14 protein-coding genes are annotated in these 15114 nt (G+C 58.9%); 6 read left to right on the top strand and 8 right to left on the bottom strand.

What is annotated here, in order from left to right:
- Positions 1 to 2 precede the first annotated feature (2 nt).
- Genes ACR0AL_RS06080 through ACR0AL_RS06095 form a run of 4 tightly spaced genes read right to left on the bottom strand, consistent with a single transcriptional unit; the run spans position 3 to position 4177 of the window.
- The gene (locus tag ACR0AL_RS06080) at positions 3 to 428 is read right to left on the bottom strand and encodes an ASCH domain-containing protein (protein WP_170348133.1); all 426 of its coding nucleotides are present in this window, start codon (positions 426 to 428) and stop codon (positions 3 to 5) included.
- Positions 428 to 2032, bottom strand: a complete 1605-nt coding sequence (locus tag ACR0AL_RS06085; protein WP_480662315.1) for a carboxyl transferase domain-containing protein — start codon at positions 2030 to 2032, stop codon at positions 428 to 430. Before ACR0AL_RS06085 ends, ACR0AL_RS06080 begins: the two co-directional genes overlap by 1 nt.
- A gap of 46 nt (positions 2033 to 2078) precedes the next feature.
- Positions 2079 to 2654 carry a lysozyme inhibitor LprI family protein gene (locus ACR0AL_RS06090; protein ID WP_170374593.1) on the bottom strand — a complete coding sequence of 192 codons (576 nt, stop codon included), beginning with the start codon at positions 2652 to 2654 and terminating at the stop codon, positions 2079 to 2081.
- On the bottom strand, positions 2648 to 4177 hold the full coding sequence (locus ACR0AL_RS06095) for an AMP-binding protein (protein WP_480662317.1): 1530 nt from the start codon (positions 4175 to 4177) through the stop codon (positions 2648 to 2650). Before ACR0AL_RS06095 ends, ACR0AL_RS06090 begins: the two co-directional genes overlap by 7 nt.
- Positions 4178 to 4313: 136 nt before the next feature.
- On the opposite strand from ACR0AL_RS06095, the gene ACR0AL_RS06100 reads away from it, so the two are divergent.
- Positions 4314 to 4916: an OmpW/AlkL family protein gene (locus ACR0AL_RS06100; protein WP_170348125.1), complete on the top strand. Its 603-nt coding sequence runs from the start codon at positions 4314 to 4316 to the stop codon at positions 4914 to 4916.
- Between the two features lie 44 nt (positions 4917 to 4960).
- On the opposite strand, the gene ACR0AL_RS06105 is transcribed toward ACR0AL_RS06100, so the two are convergent.
- From ACR0AL_RS06105 to ACR0AL_RS06115, 3 genes are all read right to left on the bottom strand, one after another.
- The gene (locus tag ACR0AL_RS06105) at positions 4961 to 6124 is read right to left on the bottom strand and encodes an isovaleryl-CoA dehydrogenase (protein ID WP_480662319.1); all 1164 of its coding nucleotides are present in this window, start codon (positions 6122 to 6124) and stop codon (positions 4961 to 4963) included.
- A gap of 161 nt (positions 6125 to 6285) precedes the next feature.
- Positions 6286 to 7476 carry a DegT/DnrJ/EryC1/StrS family aminotransferase gene (locus ACR0AL_RS06110; RefSeq protein ID WP_170348121.1) on the bottom strand — a complete coding sequence of 397 codons (1191 nt, stop codon included), beginning with the start codon at positions 7474 to 7476 and terminating at the stop codon, positions 6286 to 6288.
- A 3-nt stretch (positions 7477 to 7479) separates the two neighbouring features.
- On the bottom strand, positions 7480 to 8187 hold the full coding sequence (locus tag ACR0AL_RS06115; protein ID WP_170348119.1) for an HAD-IA family hydrolase: 708 nt from the start codon (positions 8185 to 8187) through the stop codon (positions 7480 to 7482).
- A 134-nt stretch (positions 8188 to 8321) separates the two neighbouring features.
- On the opposite strand from ACR0AL_RS06115, the gene glmU reads away from it, so the two are divergent.
- The 3 genes from glmU to ACR0AL_RS06130 are packed head-to-tail and all read left to right on the top strand — an operon-like array spanning position 8322 to position 12233.
- Positions 8322 to 9674 (top strand): bifunctional UDP-N-acetylglucosamine diphosphorylase/glucosamine-1-phosphate N-acetyltransferase GlmU, encoded by a 1353-nt coding sequence (gene glmU, locus ACR0AL_RS06120; RefSeq protein WP_480662321.1) that lies wholly within the window; start codon positions 8322 to 8324, stop codon positions 9672 to 9674.
- A 3-nt stretch (positions 9675 to 9677) separates the two neighbouring features.
- Positions 9678 to 11498 (top strand): glutamine--fructose-6-phosphate transaminase (isomerizing), encoded by a 1821-nt coding sequence (glmS, locus tag ACR0AL_RS06125; RefSeq protein WP_170348115.1) that lies wholly within the window; start codon positions 9678 to 9680, stop codon positions 11496 to 11498.
- Between the two features lie 51 nt (positions 11499 to 11549).
- Entirely contained in the window at positions 11550 to 12233 is a 684-nt protein-coding gene (locus ACR0AL_RS06130; protein WP_480644102.1) for a DNA alkylation repair protein, read from the top strand.
- Here ACR0AL_RS06130 and ACR0AL_RS06135 read toward each other — a convergent pair.
- Positions 12221 to 12652 carry a hypothetical protein gene (locus ACR0AL_RS06135; protein ID WP_480662323.1) on the bottom strand — a complete coding sequence of 144 codons (432 nt, stop codon included), beginning with the start codon at positions 12650 to 12652 and terminating at the stop codon, positions 12221 to 12223. The genes ACR0AL_RS06130 and ACR0AL_RS06135 overlap by 13 nt on opposite strands.
- Before the next feature lie 90 nt (positions 12653 to 12742).
- On the opposite strand from ACR0AL_RS06135, the gene moaA reads away from it, so the two are divergent.
- A complete protein-coding gene (gene moaA / locus ACR0AL_RS06140; RefSeq protein WP_170348111.1) occupies positions 12743 to 13750 on the top strand; it encodes a GTP 3',8-cyclase MoaA in 1008 nt (335 codons plus the stop codon).
- Between the two features lie 13 nt (positions 13751 to 13763).
- Positions 13764 to 15074 carry a 3-deoxy-D-manno-octulosonic acid transferase gene (locus tag ACR0AL_RS06145; RefSeq protein WP_480662546.1) on the top strand — a complete coding sequence of 437 codons (1311 nt, stop codon included), beginning with the start codon at positions 13764 to 13766 and terminating at the stop codon, positions 15072 to 15074.
- The last annotated feature ends 40 nt before the right edge of the window (positions 15075 to 15114 follow it).

The following is a 15114-nucleotide window of genomic DNA, read 5'->3' on the forward strand; positions in this document are numbered from 1 at the left end:
TCTTACCCCTCAACAGCCAGATCTTCGACAAGACGGAAACGTTCGCACAATAACTCCATCTCGGGATCGAAACCGCCATTGCGCTCGAAGTAACAACGGTGATCCTCGCGCCATCCTTCAAGCGTTTCATTCTCACCCTCGGCCAATGCAAAGTCCTCAGTCACATCGCAAAAACAACAGATCGTGACATCGACCGTTTCGATCACCAAAGCCGGGGTGTCATCCCATTCCAGAGCGATATCGCGTCGCCCGACAACTGGTGTCTCAGGGCTTCCGCCCGGATAGTCGCGCAGCGCCCCACAAGTTGCTTTTTTTTGGCCTGAGCGCACCAATGCCAGCAATTCAGCACTCAAGGCAGCGCTATCGCCGAACTTAAAAGTCTGTGCGTCCGGGTAGCGGGTCATTACTTCTTTCAGGTCCATGCGCATCACATCCTGAACACGCCGAAACGTGTCTCTTCAATCGGGGCATTCAGCGCGGCTCTCAGCGACAGCGCCAGCACATCGCGGCTTTTGCGTGGGTCAATGATGCCATCATCCCACAACCGAGCAGAGGCATAGAGCGGATGCGACTGTTCCTCGAACATCTCCAGTGTGGGGCGTTTGAACTCGGCCTCCTCCTCGGCAGACCAGGTGCCGCCCTGCCGTTCGATCCCGTCGCGTTTGACGGTGGCCAGAACACCCGCCGCCTGTTCGCCTCCCATCACGGAAATCCGCGAGTTCGGCCATGTCCATAGGAAGCGCGGCTGATAGGCCCGTCCCGCCATGCCGTAATTCCCGGCCCCAAAAGAACCGCCGACCAGCATCGTGACCTTCGGCACGTTCGTCGTGGCAACTGCTGTCACCATCTTGGCCCCATGCCGTGCGATGCCTTCGTTTTCGTATTTCCGACCAACCATGAACCCGGTGATATTCTGCAGAAACACCAGAGGGATTTTCCGCTGCGAACACAGCTCGACAAAATGCGCGCCCTTCTGCGCAGCTTCGGAAAACAGCACGCCGTTGTTGGCAATGATCCCGACAGGGCAGCCTTTGACATGGGCAAAGCCAGTCACCAGCGTCTCGCCAAAGCGCGGTTTGAACTCATCGAAACGCGAGCCGTCGACCAACCGCGCGATCACCTCGCGGATGTCATACGGCGTGCGCAGATCGGCGGGCACTACACCCAGAATTTCCTCGGGGTCATAGGCCGGGTCCTCGGGGGTGGCCCAGTCCACTGTCTGCGGCTTGCGCAGGTTCAGCGATCCGACCGCGCGGCGCGCCAAGGCCAGCGCGTGGGCGTCATCCTCGGCCAGATAGTCGGCTACACCAGACAAGCGAGTATGAACGTCGCCGCCACCCAAATCTTCGGCGCTGACGATCTCTCCGGTCGCGGCCTTGACCAGAGGCGGCCCGGCCAGAAAGATCGTGCCTTGGTCACGCACAATGATCGTCACATCCGACATCGCAGGCACATAGGCCCCACCCGCCGTACACGAGCCCATTACCACGGCGATCTGTGCAATCCCTTTGGCGCTCATCCTTGCCTGATTGTAGAAGATGCGGCCAAAGTGGTCGCGGTCGGGGAAGACCTCATCCTGATTGGGCAGGTTCGCGCCGCCGCTATCGACCAGATATATGCAGGGGAGGTTGTTTTCCTCAGCAATCTCCTGCGCCCGCAGATGTTTCTTGACCGACATCGGGTAATAAGTGCCGCCCTTCACGGTGGCGTCGTTGCACACCACCATGACCTCGCGCCCCTGCACCCGGCCAATACCCGCGACAACCCCAGCACAGGGCGCAGCATCGCCATACATCGCATGCGCCGCCGTCGCCCCGATCTCAAGGAACGGAGACCCCGGGTCCAGCAAGTTCGCCACCCGACGACGTGGCAGCATCTTTCCCCGGGATTCATGCCGCGCGCGGGATTTCTCACCACCGCCCATGCGGGCTGCTTCGGCGGCGGCAGCGATTTGTGCCAGCGCATCGAGATGAGCGGTGCGGTTTGTCTTGAAGCCCTCAGAGGCGGGCGTGGCTTTGGATGTGAGTTTCATTCTTTGCTTTCCTGGTCCATCAGAAAACCCGCCGAAATAAGAAGCATCATCTTTCCTCCAACAACGTCTTTAACCAAACCACTCTTTGGCTCGTTCGCTCCAAGCGACACCCGGCCCCAAGGAGTTTCGCACCTGTTCCCCCTCTCCACTGAAGATACTCCACCAAGCAGTCCGCCTCCCGCATTTCTTCCCAACGTTCTTGTGCTTCGGTTAAACTCGGCACTCTAAAAGGTAGAGAGGAAGCTTTCTCAGCGTCTCCTTCATCAAGCATGCTGTAATGAACCAGCAGGTCTGCGGCACTCTCGTCCACCAGCGTGTCCCAGACCGCTGTTTCAGCTTCGACGCAAAAGTAAATTCCCAGAGTGCTTTGCCCCCAAGAAATATCTTCATTCATGCAATCGCCCGAAAAAGCACCAATACAGTCGGAAAGGTCTGTTGGTGCTCCAGCACTTTCGACACACCCACGGACTTGAGCATCCATGTAGGCTTGGTCCACGGTAGTTTGTCCGTGCTCATCTTGAACTTGATAGTTCTGTGCCCAAAGGTCTTGGGGCAGCACAAAGGTGAGAACTGAAACAGTGCCTAGAGTAAGCAAATCAAAGCTGTGCAACTTATTCAGCATTGTTTGTCCTCCGCCGCCGCTCGCACTTTCAATTCCTTCCGGATCACCTTCCCCGTCACCGTCATCGGCAACTCCTCCAGAAATGCGACCTCACGCGGATAGGAATACTGAGCCAGACGCGCCTTGACCCAGTCCTGCAACTCCGACCCCGAAGCCTCAGCCCCCGGTTTCAGCACCACATAGGCCTTCACGATCTCGGTCCGTAGTGGGTCGGGCTTGCCGACCACGCCCACGGTCGCCACCGCCGGGTGGGTTAGCAGGCAATCCTCGATCTCGGCCGGGCCGATGCGGTATCCGGCTGAGGTAATCACGTCATCATCGCGACCGACAAAGCGTAGATACTCGCCCTCCCACACGCCGCGATCTCCGGTGATCAGCCAGTCGCCCCGGAACTTCTCAGCCGTCGCCTCGGGCCGGTTCCAGTATTCCAGCAACATCGAGGCCGAACCGCGCCGGATGGCCACGTCACCTTCTTCATCGGTCGGATTGGCGTCCTCATCGATTACCGCTACCTCGTGCCCGGGCACTGGTTTACCGATGCAGCCGGGTTGCACCGGGAAATCCTCGGCGCAGGAGGATACGACCATGTTGCATTCGGTCTGGCCGTAGAATTCGTTGATCGTCAGGCCAAACGCCTGTTGCCCCCATGCCAGCATCTCGGCCCCTAGCGGCTCACCGCCCGAAGCGACCGAGCGCAGGTCGGGGATACTTTGATCCGCAGCCTTCAGCATCCGCAGCGCCGTCGGGGGGAAGAACACGTTCCGCACCCCGCCGCGGGCGATCACGTCGGCGCAGGCTTCCGGCGTAAACTTTTCCAACCGCGCCGCGACCACAGGAATACCCAGCGCAAGCCCGGGCATCAATACGTCGAACAGACCTCCGATCCAGGCCCAATCCGCAGGTGTCCATAGGCAATCGCCTTCGCGCAGGTAATTGTGGCTGATCGAGACACCCGGCAGGTGGCCGGTCAGAACCCGGTGCCCATGCAGTGCGCCCTTGGGGCTGCCCGTGGTGCCCGAGGTATAGATTAGCACCGCCGGATTATCGGGGCCTGTATCTGAGCAGGGGAACGGATCATCCGATGGTGCAATATGTTCGACCAGAACCGGGTGGGCCAGATCGCCCAGCACCGCGGCTCCTTCGGCATCGGTCAGCACCAGACGCGCACCCGCATCCCCCACGCGCGAGGCCAACGCATCCCGCTTGAACAGCTTGAACAGCGGCACCGAAACCGCCCCAAGCTTCCAGATCGCCAGATGCGCCGCCGCACACCAGGGCGACTGGCTCAGCAACACACCCACGCGGTCGCCGGGCTGCACCTGCTGCTGCAGTTCACGTGCAATCCCGTCCGTCATGCGCGTGAGTTGACCAAAGGTAACGGCTTCGCGGTACCCGTCTGTCAGATCAACGATGGCCACATTGTCACGAGGATGCGCCAGGCATTGTCGCGCCATATTGAGTTGATCCGGAATATCCCAGACGCCCGACTTCCGTATACCGGGTATGCACCTATCGGGATGCATGCGCAAAACCCCTTGTTTTTCTTACCCTTGGCGGGCGCGGACGCCCCCTTGTTTTCACAGGAACTTGATGCAGATCAGAGTTCGCAACGGTCCGGTCCTGCACAAGCGACTCATCAACAAATTCAAAGGCCATAAAATGACCAAAACACTCGCCGCTTTGACGCTCTCGACTGCGCTTGTCGCACTTGCCGCCCCTGCAATGGCCCAGAACCAAGGTGACTGGACCGTGGGTGTCGGTGTTGGTTATCTGGACCCGAAATCCGACAACGGAACCCTGGCTGGTCTCGATACCGACATTGACGCAGACACCAGCGCGATCTTCACAGTAGAGTATTTTGTCCAGGACAATCTTGGCATCGAACTGCTGGCCGCGACCCCGTTCAGCCACAGCATCGCGCTGGGGGGCACCGATCTGGCCAGCACCAAACACCTGCCGCCCACCCTGTCGCTGAACTATCACTTCGCGACCAACAGTGCCTGGAAGCCCTATGTTGGCGCCGGTCTGAACTACACCATCTTCTTTGACGAAAAATCCGCGCTTGGGGATCTGGACATCGACAACTCCTTCGGTGTGTCGCTGCAAGCCGGTTTGGACTACATGGTCACCGAAAAAGGAGCCGTGCGTCTGAACGTGCGCTGGTTCGACATCGACTCGGACGTCAAACTGAACGGCACCGATATCGGCACTGCAGAAATCGATCCCTGGCTGGTCGGCGTATCCTACGTCCATCGCTTCTGATCCTTGTCTTTAACGCCCCGCCACCCTTTGGCGGGGCGTTTTTCTCAGCGCATTTCGCTCATCAACTCGCGCCCGATCAGCATTCGGCGAATTTCGCTGGTGCCCGCGCCGATCTCCATCAGCTTGGCGTCTCGGAATATCCGGCTGACCGCTGAATCCGACAGGAACCCGGCCCCGCCCATCGCCTGCACAGCCTGATGCGCCTGCGTCATCGCCTGTTCCGAGGCGTAAAGGCAGCACGCCGCTGCATCCTGACGGGTCACGTCACCCCGGTCACAAGCCTTGGCAACTTCATAGACATAAGCCCGCGCGGAATTCATCGCGGTATACATGTCGGCAATCTTGCCCTGCATTAGTTGGAAGCTTCCGATCGGTTTGCCGAACTGCTTACGCTCGGCCAGATAGGGCATGATCTCGTCCAGACAGGCAGCCATGATGCCGGTGCCGATCCCAGCCAGCACGACGCGTTCATAATCCAGACCTGACATCAGAACCGCAACGCCCTTGCCCTCTTCGCCCAGAACGTTCTCGAACGGCACTTCGACATCTTCAAAGATCAGTTCGGCTGTGTTCGACCCCCGCATCCCCAGCTTGTCGAAATGCGTAGAGGTCGAGAATCCCCTCATCTCTTTCTCGATCAAAAAGGCCGTGATCCCTTTTGAACCCGCCTCGGGGTCAGTCTTGGCATACACGACTAGCGTGTCCGCGTCCGGCCCATTGGTGATCCAATATTTGTTGCCGTTAAGACGGTAGTGATCGTTACGCTTTTCCGCGCGCAGCTTCATCGACACAACGTCTGATCCGGCCGAGGCTTCGGACATTGCAAGCGCGCCAACATGGTCACCCGAGATCAGGCGCGGCAGGTATTTCGCCTTCTGCTCGTCATTGCCGTTCAGCTTGATCTGATTGACGCACAGGTTCGAATGCGCCCCGTAAGACAGCGAGACCGAAGCCGAGGCCCGCGCCACCTCCTCCACCGCTACGGTGTGGGCCAGATAGGACATCCCCGCCCCGCCATACTCTTCGGGCACGGTGATGCCCAACAGCCCGAGGTCGCCCATCTCTTTCCACAGTTCATTGGGAAAGGCGTTCGATTGATCGACCTCGGCCGCCATCGGTTTGACCCGATCCTGCGCCCAGCGATGCACCATCTCGCGCAGAGCGTTCACATCCTCACCCAGATCAAATTGCATTGTGGCCGTGAACATGTTGCGACCTCCTCATCGAATTAATGAACACTTGTTCAATAATTAGGTAACAGCGAATCCTCCACGGGTCAATGAGAAGGCTAGCACTAAAGAAAATGCCACCCCGAACAGGGTGGCATTTTTCAAGATTAAAGCGTGCGCCAAAGGCGCACTCAATTGGATCACGATTGAAACACAGCCCCAACTTCGGCCCGGATGATGCGCGCGATCAGGCGGCAGTCGTCCAGCGAAAAAGTCAACGGCACGCGCATATCCATCACCCCGGCAAGGATACGATCACTTGCGGGCAATGGCGTGCTTTCGGCATAGCGCCAACTGTCATAGCGCGAGGTGAATCCCGTCGGCTCCGCCCCACCAAACCACTTAATCTCAACCCCCCGTGCACCGCAACGACGGATTACCTCGGCAATGCGTTCGGGCGTCCAGTCGAGCAGCAAGAACTGGATCGACGAACCGACATAGGTCTCTTGCTCGGGACGCTCGACGATGGTCAGGCCGGGGGTGTCCCGCAGGCCGGTCGCGATCTCGTCATAGCGTTCGTTCCAGCGCTGCACCTGCCGGTCAAGATCACGCAGTTGCGGGCGCAGGATCGCAGCGCGCAGATTGTCCATGCGGCCGGACACATTGGGCGTGGTGTATTTGATCTTTTCAAACACCTCGGGCCCCGGTGCGGCAAGGTGGCGTTCATACAGCATGTACGAACCCGACAGCATCGTGGCCTTGGCCGCAAGCACTTCGTCATCGGTGATCAGCAGACCGCCTTCACCGGAATTGACGTGTTTGTACGTCTGGCAGGAATAGCACCCAATCGCCCCCTGACGCCCCGACAATTGCCCGCGCCATGCGGCACCCATTGTGTGGGCGCAGTCCTCGATCACCGCAACGCCCGCCGTATCACACATCTGCATTAGCCGGTCCATATCGCACAGATGTCCGCGCATGTGGCTGAGCATCAGCACCCGCGCCTGATCCAGCTTGGCCTCAAGATCATCCAGATCAATCGTCAGATTCTCAGTCACGCCCACAAAAACCGGCCTTGCCCCGACCGAGGCAATCGACCCCGGCACCGGCGCAAGCGTGAAGGCGTTGGTCAAAACCGGATCACCCGGCTGCACCCCCACGGCCCGCAATGCGGTGGCCAGTGCATAACCCCCAGAAGACACAGCCAGACAGTATTTCGCCCCCATTTGCGCCGCGAACTCCTGCTCCAGCAGCGCGGTTTCGCCCAACTCTCCGGGGACGACGTTATAGCGATGCAGACGCCCATGGCGCAGAACGGCCATGGCGGCGTCGATCGCCTCTTCTGGAATAGGTTCCTGCTGGGTGAAGCTGCCAGTGAATATTTCGGTCATGGGCTAGTTCTGATCCTGCAAAGGGTTGGGGTCAAGAATTTGTGCCGCCGCACCAATCAGTCCGGTGACCAGCTCTGGCAGATCATCAAAGTGATGCAGCAGTGCTTCGGGTTCCAATGCGGCCATATCTTCCCCGGACGGGCCAAACGTCACCAGCACCGAGGGCACGCCCGCTGCCCGCGCCGTATTTCGGTCGGTGTCGGAATCGCCGATCAGCACACACAAATCGGGGTGTCCCCCGGCCCGGCGCGCGGCTTCGCGCAGTGGTTCGGGGTCCGGTTTGCGCACGGGCAACGTATCTGCGCCCACCAAAGACGCAAACTGATCCCGAACGCCCATCTGGGTCAGCAGCTGATGGGCCAGAGCCTCGGGTTTATTGGTGCAGATACCTACGCCATAACCTTGGGATTTCAGCATTTCGACAGCCTCAAGCGCACCGGGATAGAACCGAGTGTGGGTGTCGATGTCCTTCGCGTAAGCCTCAAGCAGGGTGGGATAATAGGACAGAACAGTATCCTCATCATAAGCACCGACCCGCTTCAGCCCATGGGTCAGCATCATCCGTCCACCCCGCAAGGCAACGGCTGCGTCATCATCGTGAACCAAGACATCCCCATGCCCCATCTGGCGAAAACAGTGGTTGGCCGCCGCGAGCAAATCGCCCGACGTATCGGCCAAAGTTCCGTCCAGATCGAAGATTACTGTGCGCATTGTGCCTCCTGCCTCGGCGGTTTATTGCCGTCTCGTGTTGCAAACGGCAATCTTGTTTGATCCGTGAACCGCTTGCGCCTTTGCCCTCAGCGGATAAAACGGAGCGCAACAAAACACAAAGAGAAATCGATTTCATGAGCACTGCCCTTGTCATCCTTGCCGCTGGAAAAGGCACCAGGATGCATTCGGATATTCCCAAAGTTCTTCATCCCATCGCGCAGGTCCCGATGCTGGTGCACGCCATGCGCGCCGGGGCCATATTGTCGCCCGAGCGGACCGTTATCGTCACCGGGCACGGGGCTGAAGCCGTAGCCAAAGTTGCAACTGCCGAGGATGAAGCGGCGCAAATCGCTGTTCAGGACGAGCAGTTGGGCACTGCCCATGCCGTCGCGCAGGCACGCAGGGCTTTGGACGGATTCACCGGCGACGTCGTGGTTTTGTATGGCGACACGCCGTTTCTGCAGCCCGATACGCTGGAACGCATGATCGCGGCGCGGGCAGAAAACGATCTTGTCATTCTGGGGTTTGAGGCCGGCGATCCTGCGCGTTATGGTCGCCTGGTGATGAACGGTGACAGTCTTGAGCGGATCGTCGAATTCAAAGACGCATCGGATGAAGAGCGCGCGATAACCTTCTGCAACTCTGGTCTTTTGGCCTGTGATGCGCAGGCGTTGTTTTCCCTGATCGACACGGTAAGAAATGACAACGCGGCAGGTGAGTATTATTTGACGGACGTCGTGGAAATCGCGCGCGCGCGCGGTCTGAAAGTCACCGCAGTCGCCTGTGACGAAGCACAGACATTAGGTGTGAACTCCCGCACCGATTTGGCTGCGGCAGATGCTGTGTTTCAGGCCAGTGCCCGTGCCGAGCTGTTGGATCTTGGCGTCACCCTGATGGCACCCGATACTGTTTATCTGGCCGCTGACACCGTCATCGGGCGCGACACTGTGATTGAACCCAACGTGGTTTTTGGCCCCGGCGTCACAGTCGAAAGTGGTGCTACAATCCGGTCGTTTTCGCATTTGGAGGGCTGCCACGTCAGCCGCGGTTCTATTGTTGGGCCCTATGCCCGCCTGCGCCCAGGTGCCGAGTTGGCCGAAAACGCCCGCATCGGCAATTTTGTCGAGATAAAGAACGCCGAGATCGCCGAAGGGGCCAAGGTTAACCACCTCAGCTATATCGGTGACGCGTCGGTAGGTGCGGCGTCGAATATCGGCGCTGGAACAATCACCTGCAACTATGACGGTGTGATGAAGCATCGCACGACAATTGGTGAGAATGTTTTTGTCGGCTCAAACACAATGCTGGTGGCCCCGGTGACGGTGGGCGACGGGGCGATGACCGCGACAGGAACGGTTGTAACGCGAGACGTCGAGCCCGACGCGCTGGCCGTGGCCCGCGCCAAGCAGGACAACAAGCCGGGTTATGCACGTAAATTGTTTGATATGTTGAAGGCGAAGAAGGCTCGCCGCGACAAAGGAGCCTGATCTATGTGTGGAATTGTAGGTGTACTGGGGCAACACGAAGCCGCCCCTATTTTGGTTGAGGCGCTGAAACGGCTGGAATATCGCGGCTATGACAGCGCCGGTATCGCGACGATCAATGACGGTGAACTTGGGCGGCGTCGGGCTGTGGGCAAGTTGGTCAACCTCAGCGATTTGCTGGTGCACAATCCTTTGCGCGGAAAATCGGGCATCGGGCATACCCGTTGGGCCACACATGGCGCACCATCAGTCACCAACGCGCACCCGCACAAGGCAGGCCCCGTGGCCGTGGTGCATAACGGCATCGTCGAAAACTATCGCGATTTGCGGGCTGAGTTAGCCGAACATGGCGTCGATTTCGTCACCGAGACCGATACCGAAACCGTGGCTCTGATGGCCGAGTATTATCTCAATATCGGCCTATCGCCCGTTGATGCGGCGTTCAAAACCATCGACCGGCTTCAAGGGGCGTTTGCACTTGCATTTCTGTTTGACGGGCAAGACGACCTGATCGTCGCGGCGCGTAAGGGCTCACCTTTGGCCATTGGGCATGGGGAAGGCGAAATGTATGTCGGTTCGGACGCCATTGCGCTGGCCCCGCTGACGGATCGTATCACCTATCTTGAAGAAGGCGACCGGGCGGTCCTGACCCGCACTTCGCTTGAAATCCGCAACGAAGCCGGAGAACTGGCCAACCGCGAAACCCGCCAGATCAAACTGGATCAAACACGGGCCGACAAGGCGGGTCACAAGCATTTCATGGCAAAGGAAATCGCCGAGCAACCCGTGGTGGTTGCCGAGGCAATCCAATCCTACCTACCCACTGGCGGCAACGAGATAACTCTGCCGTGTGAGCTGGATTTCAGCAAGCTGGACCGCCTGACCATGGTCGCCTGCGGAACTGCCTTTTATGCCTGTCTGACAGCAAAGTACTGGTTCGAACAGTTGGCCAGAATGCCCGTCGAGGTCGATATCGCCAGCGAGTTTCGCTATCGCGAACCTCCGATCCCCGATCGCACGGCGGCCTTGTTTGTCAGCCAGTCGGGTGAGACCGCCGACACGCTGGCCGCGCTGCGCTATTGCGAGGGCAAGGCCGATAAGATCGTTTCGGTGATCAATGTCCCCGAAAGCTCGATCGCGCGCGAAAGCGACATCGCCCTGCCGATCCATGCTGGGGTTGAGATCGGTGTGGCCTCGACCAAAGCTTTCACTTGTCAGCTAAGCGTATTGCTGATGCTGGCGCTCAAGGCGGCTGCGGATCGGGGCACCCTAAGCGATGAGGAACTGGCTGATCATGCCGCCGCATTGCGTGGATTGCCGACCGCACTAAATGCCGCGCTGGATCAGAACCAGTCCATCAAGGCCTCGGCCCAGCGCTTGTCCGAGGCGCGCGATGTGCTGTTCCTAGGCCGCGGCCTGATGTATCCACTGGCTATGGAAGGTGCGCTGAAACTAAAAGAAATCAGCTATATACACGCCGAAGGTTATGCGTCGGGTGAACTGAAGCACGGCCCCATCGCCCTGATCGACAAGCACATGCCAGTAGTGGTCATGGCCCCGCGCGACACAGTGTTCGACAAGACCGTGTCGAACATGCAAGAGGTCATGGCGCGCAAAGGCAAGGTCATACTGGTCTCGGATGATGACGGCGTTACCGAGGCCGAGGATGGGGTGTGGAGCACTATTCGCATGCCCCATATTCATCCCAGCCTTGCCCCGATCCTGTATTCGGTTCCGGCGCAGCTGCTGGCCTATCATACGGCTGTCGCCAAAGGTACCGATGTGGACCAGCCCCGCAATCTGGCGAAATCCGTCACCGTCGAATAAGCCAAGATCGGGCTGCACCCACGGCCCGTTTCACCAGCAGGGCGACAAACATTGAATTTCTATCTGGATCAGATCAAAGCTCATGCCGACCCCGTACGCGCGAGCCAAATGGCGGCCTATCACAAGGTTGACCGCCCCTATCTGGGTGTCGCGAACCCCGTTCTGAACGACCTGACGAAAGATTGGCGTCAAGACCTGGATGTATCTGAGCGCGTGGAGTTGGCGGATGCCTTGTGGCAGACCAATATACACGAGGGCCGTCTGGCCGCGGCCAAACTACTGACCCAGGCCCGCATTCGGCCTGATGGGGCGGTCTGGGATTTACTGCACAGCTGGTTGCCCGATTTCGACGCCTGGGCTGCGGCCGATCACGCCTGCATGGCGATGCAAAAACGTCTGTCAGCCGACCCAACCCGGTTGGATCAGGTGGAAATCTGGACGACTTCCGATCATATGTGGACACGGCGCGCAGCGCTGGTGGCCACCCTTCCCTGGACCAAGCAGAATCACCCCAAACCCGACGATCTGGCACGGCGCGACCGCATTCTTGGCTGGGCGGCAAGCTATGTGCCGGACCGGGACTGGTTCATTCAGAAAGCCATTGCTTGGTGGCTGCGTGACCTGTCCAAACACGACGCTGAACGCGTCATCGCCTTTCTGAAAACCCATGGTGACGCGATGAAGCCTTTCGCCCGCCGCGAAGCCGGAAAATACCTGAAAGATCAGTTGGAATAGACCTCAAGTTCAACCAATTCGTCGAATGGCAACAACAAGGCCCGCATCGCATCCAGAGACAACCGACTGCCGCCGCTTTCGGGCCCTGGCGCTGGAACCAGCGTAATATAAGCCTGCGAGCCGGTTCTGGGAACGACCACGCGACCGGTGAATTCGACGTCGACCAGCGGAGTTTCCAACCAACGACCCGGCGTGGTCGGATCGCCCAATCCGGCTATGGTCGTCTTTGCGCCCACCCAGCCGGCAGCAGTGGCCGCAACGGGTTCTGGTTCAACTGCTTCCTCTGCCACAACCTCTTCGACCACGGCGTCTTCAGGTTCAGAAGGCGTCTTTTTGCCCCCAAAGACCCGATCTGTCGTGGACCGTACGGTGTCGCATCCGGCCACCAGAATACACAAAGCGAATAGCATATATCTCATGCCATCAACCTATCGCCCTGTGCGCATCTGTACCAGCGCAAAGGAAACTTCGCCCTTGTCGCAGGCAGGTCGCGGCTTTACCTATGTCGCATGACTGCTCCGCTTATCGACCCATTCGCACGTGCGATCACCTATCTCCGCGTCTCTGTTACAGACCGCTGCGATTTCCGCTGTGTTTACTGCATGTCCGAAGACATGAAGTTTCTGCCAAAGAAAGACCTGCTGACGCTGGAAGAGCTGGACCGCATGTGCTCGACCTTCGTGAAGTTGGGGGTTGAAAAGCTGCGCATTACCGGTGGTGAGCCGCTTGTGCGCAGAAATATCATGACGTTTTTCAACAGCATGACCCGCCATCTGGACAGCGGCGCGTTGAAAGAGCTGACGTTGACCACCAATGGCTCGCAGCTGCACCGTTTTGCCGATGACCTTTACGCAGCCGGTGTGCGCCGGGTAAATATCTCGCTGGATACGCTGGACGAAGATAAATTCGCCGCGATCACCCGCTGGGGCCGTCTTAAACAAGTGTTGAACGGCATCGACGCGGCGCAGAAAGCCGGGCTGAGGATAAAGATCAACGCGGTGGCCCTGAAGGGCTTTAACGAAGAAGAGTTGCCAACGATCACGAAATGGTGTGCGGAACGCGATATGGACCTAACCTGGATCGAGGTCATGCCCATGGGCGATATCGGCAATGAGGATCGTCTGGATCAATATTGGTCGCTCAAGGATGTTCGTAAGGAATACGAGAACCACTATTCCGTGACCGATCTGGCAGAACGCAGCGGCGGGCCAGCGCGTTATGTTCGCCTAGAGGAAACAGGCCAAAAGATCGGCTTCATCACCCCTCTGTCGCATAATTTCTGCGAAAGCTGCAACCGCGTGCGCCTGACCTGCACTGGTGAGCTGTTTATGTGTCTGGGCCAAGAGGACATGGCTGACCTGCGTGGTCCACTACGCGATCACCCCGATACAGAGCAACCGCTCGAAGACGCAATCCGCGCGGCGATCAACCTCAAGCCCAAGGGACATGATTTCGACTATTCCCGCCAGGCGGTCGACGGCAAGATGAGCCGTCACATGAGCCACACAGGCGGCTGACGTGCCGGACCAGATGGGCCGACCGACGCTGCTGTATCATCTGTATTGCGGCCTGACCTCTGTTGCGGAGCCGTTTGTCTGGCGCACCGTACGGAACAAGCTGCAAGCCGCGGATGTTTCCGTAACCCGACAACAGGAACGCCAAGGCCGTGCCAGCCTGCCCCGCCCCGACGGCCAGATGATCTGGTTCCACGCCGCCAGCGTTGGTGAAACCCTTTCGGTCATCAGCCTGATCAAACGGTTGGGGGAACGTCTACCGGATGCCGAGTTTCTGATCACCTCTGGCACGCCAACCTCGGCTGCGCTGATCGAAAAACGCATGCCACCACGAACGCGGCACCAGTACCCTCCACTAGACACCGCAAGCCCCGTGCGGCGCTTTCTGGACCACTGGCACCCAAATGCCGGTATTTTCGTCGAAAGCGAAATCTGGCCCCGTCTGATTGTCGAAGGTGCCAAGCGTGGCATGCCCTTGGCTCTACTCAACGCACGCCTGTCGGACAAATCCGTCGAAGGCTGGAAGAAACGCCCGGACACAGCCCGGTTCATTCTGGATCGTTTTCGCCTGTTCCTGACCCAGAACAACAAGACCGCGCAAAACCTGATCGTGATGGGCGCGCCCGCTGATCGTGTACAGCCGGGCACGAACCTGAAGGCCATGTCTGACCCCTTGCCGATTGATCAGGCCACGTTGTCCGAAATCCGCGCACAGATCGGCGCCCGCCCCGTCTGGATCGCCAGTTCGACACATGCCGGTGAAGAGGAAACCGTTCTTGCCGCCCACGCAGAGCTGCTCAAACGCTGGCCCGACCTGCTGCTGTTGCTGATCCCGCGCCACCCTGAACGCCGCGCCGAGGTCGCCAGTCTGGCAATCCAAGCGAGGCAAACTGTGGCCATTCGATCGAATGACGACAAGATCACCGACAAAACGCAGGTCTACATGGCAGATACGCTGGGTGAAACCGGCACATGGTACGCGCTGTGCCCTATTGTGTTCCTTGGCGGATCACTGAAAGAGATCGGCGGCCACAATCCGTTCGAACCGGCACAGGCGGGTGCCGCTGTAATCACCGGCCCCGGCTATTTCAACTTTGCCGAAACATTCGCCCCGCTGATCGAATCCGGCGGGGCGCTACAAGTTCAATCTGCTTCCGAACTGACCGAGGCCGTGGAAAACTGGCTATCGGACCAAACCACGCTGGACACAGCCCGTACGGCTGCGAAATCCTGCGTAAACACCCAACAATCGGCACTAGATGCAATCGTCGAGACGCTATGCACCGAACTAAGCTTATCTGGGTCGGGTTCAACGTCATCTGACTAAGTACGTACCGGGTAGCGCGAGGGGCTGGCCCCTCGCCACC

It is taken from the genome of Ruegeria sp. BB1, assembly GCF_056539465.1.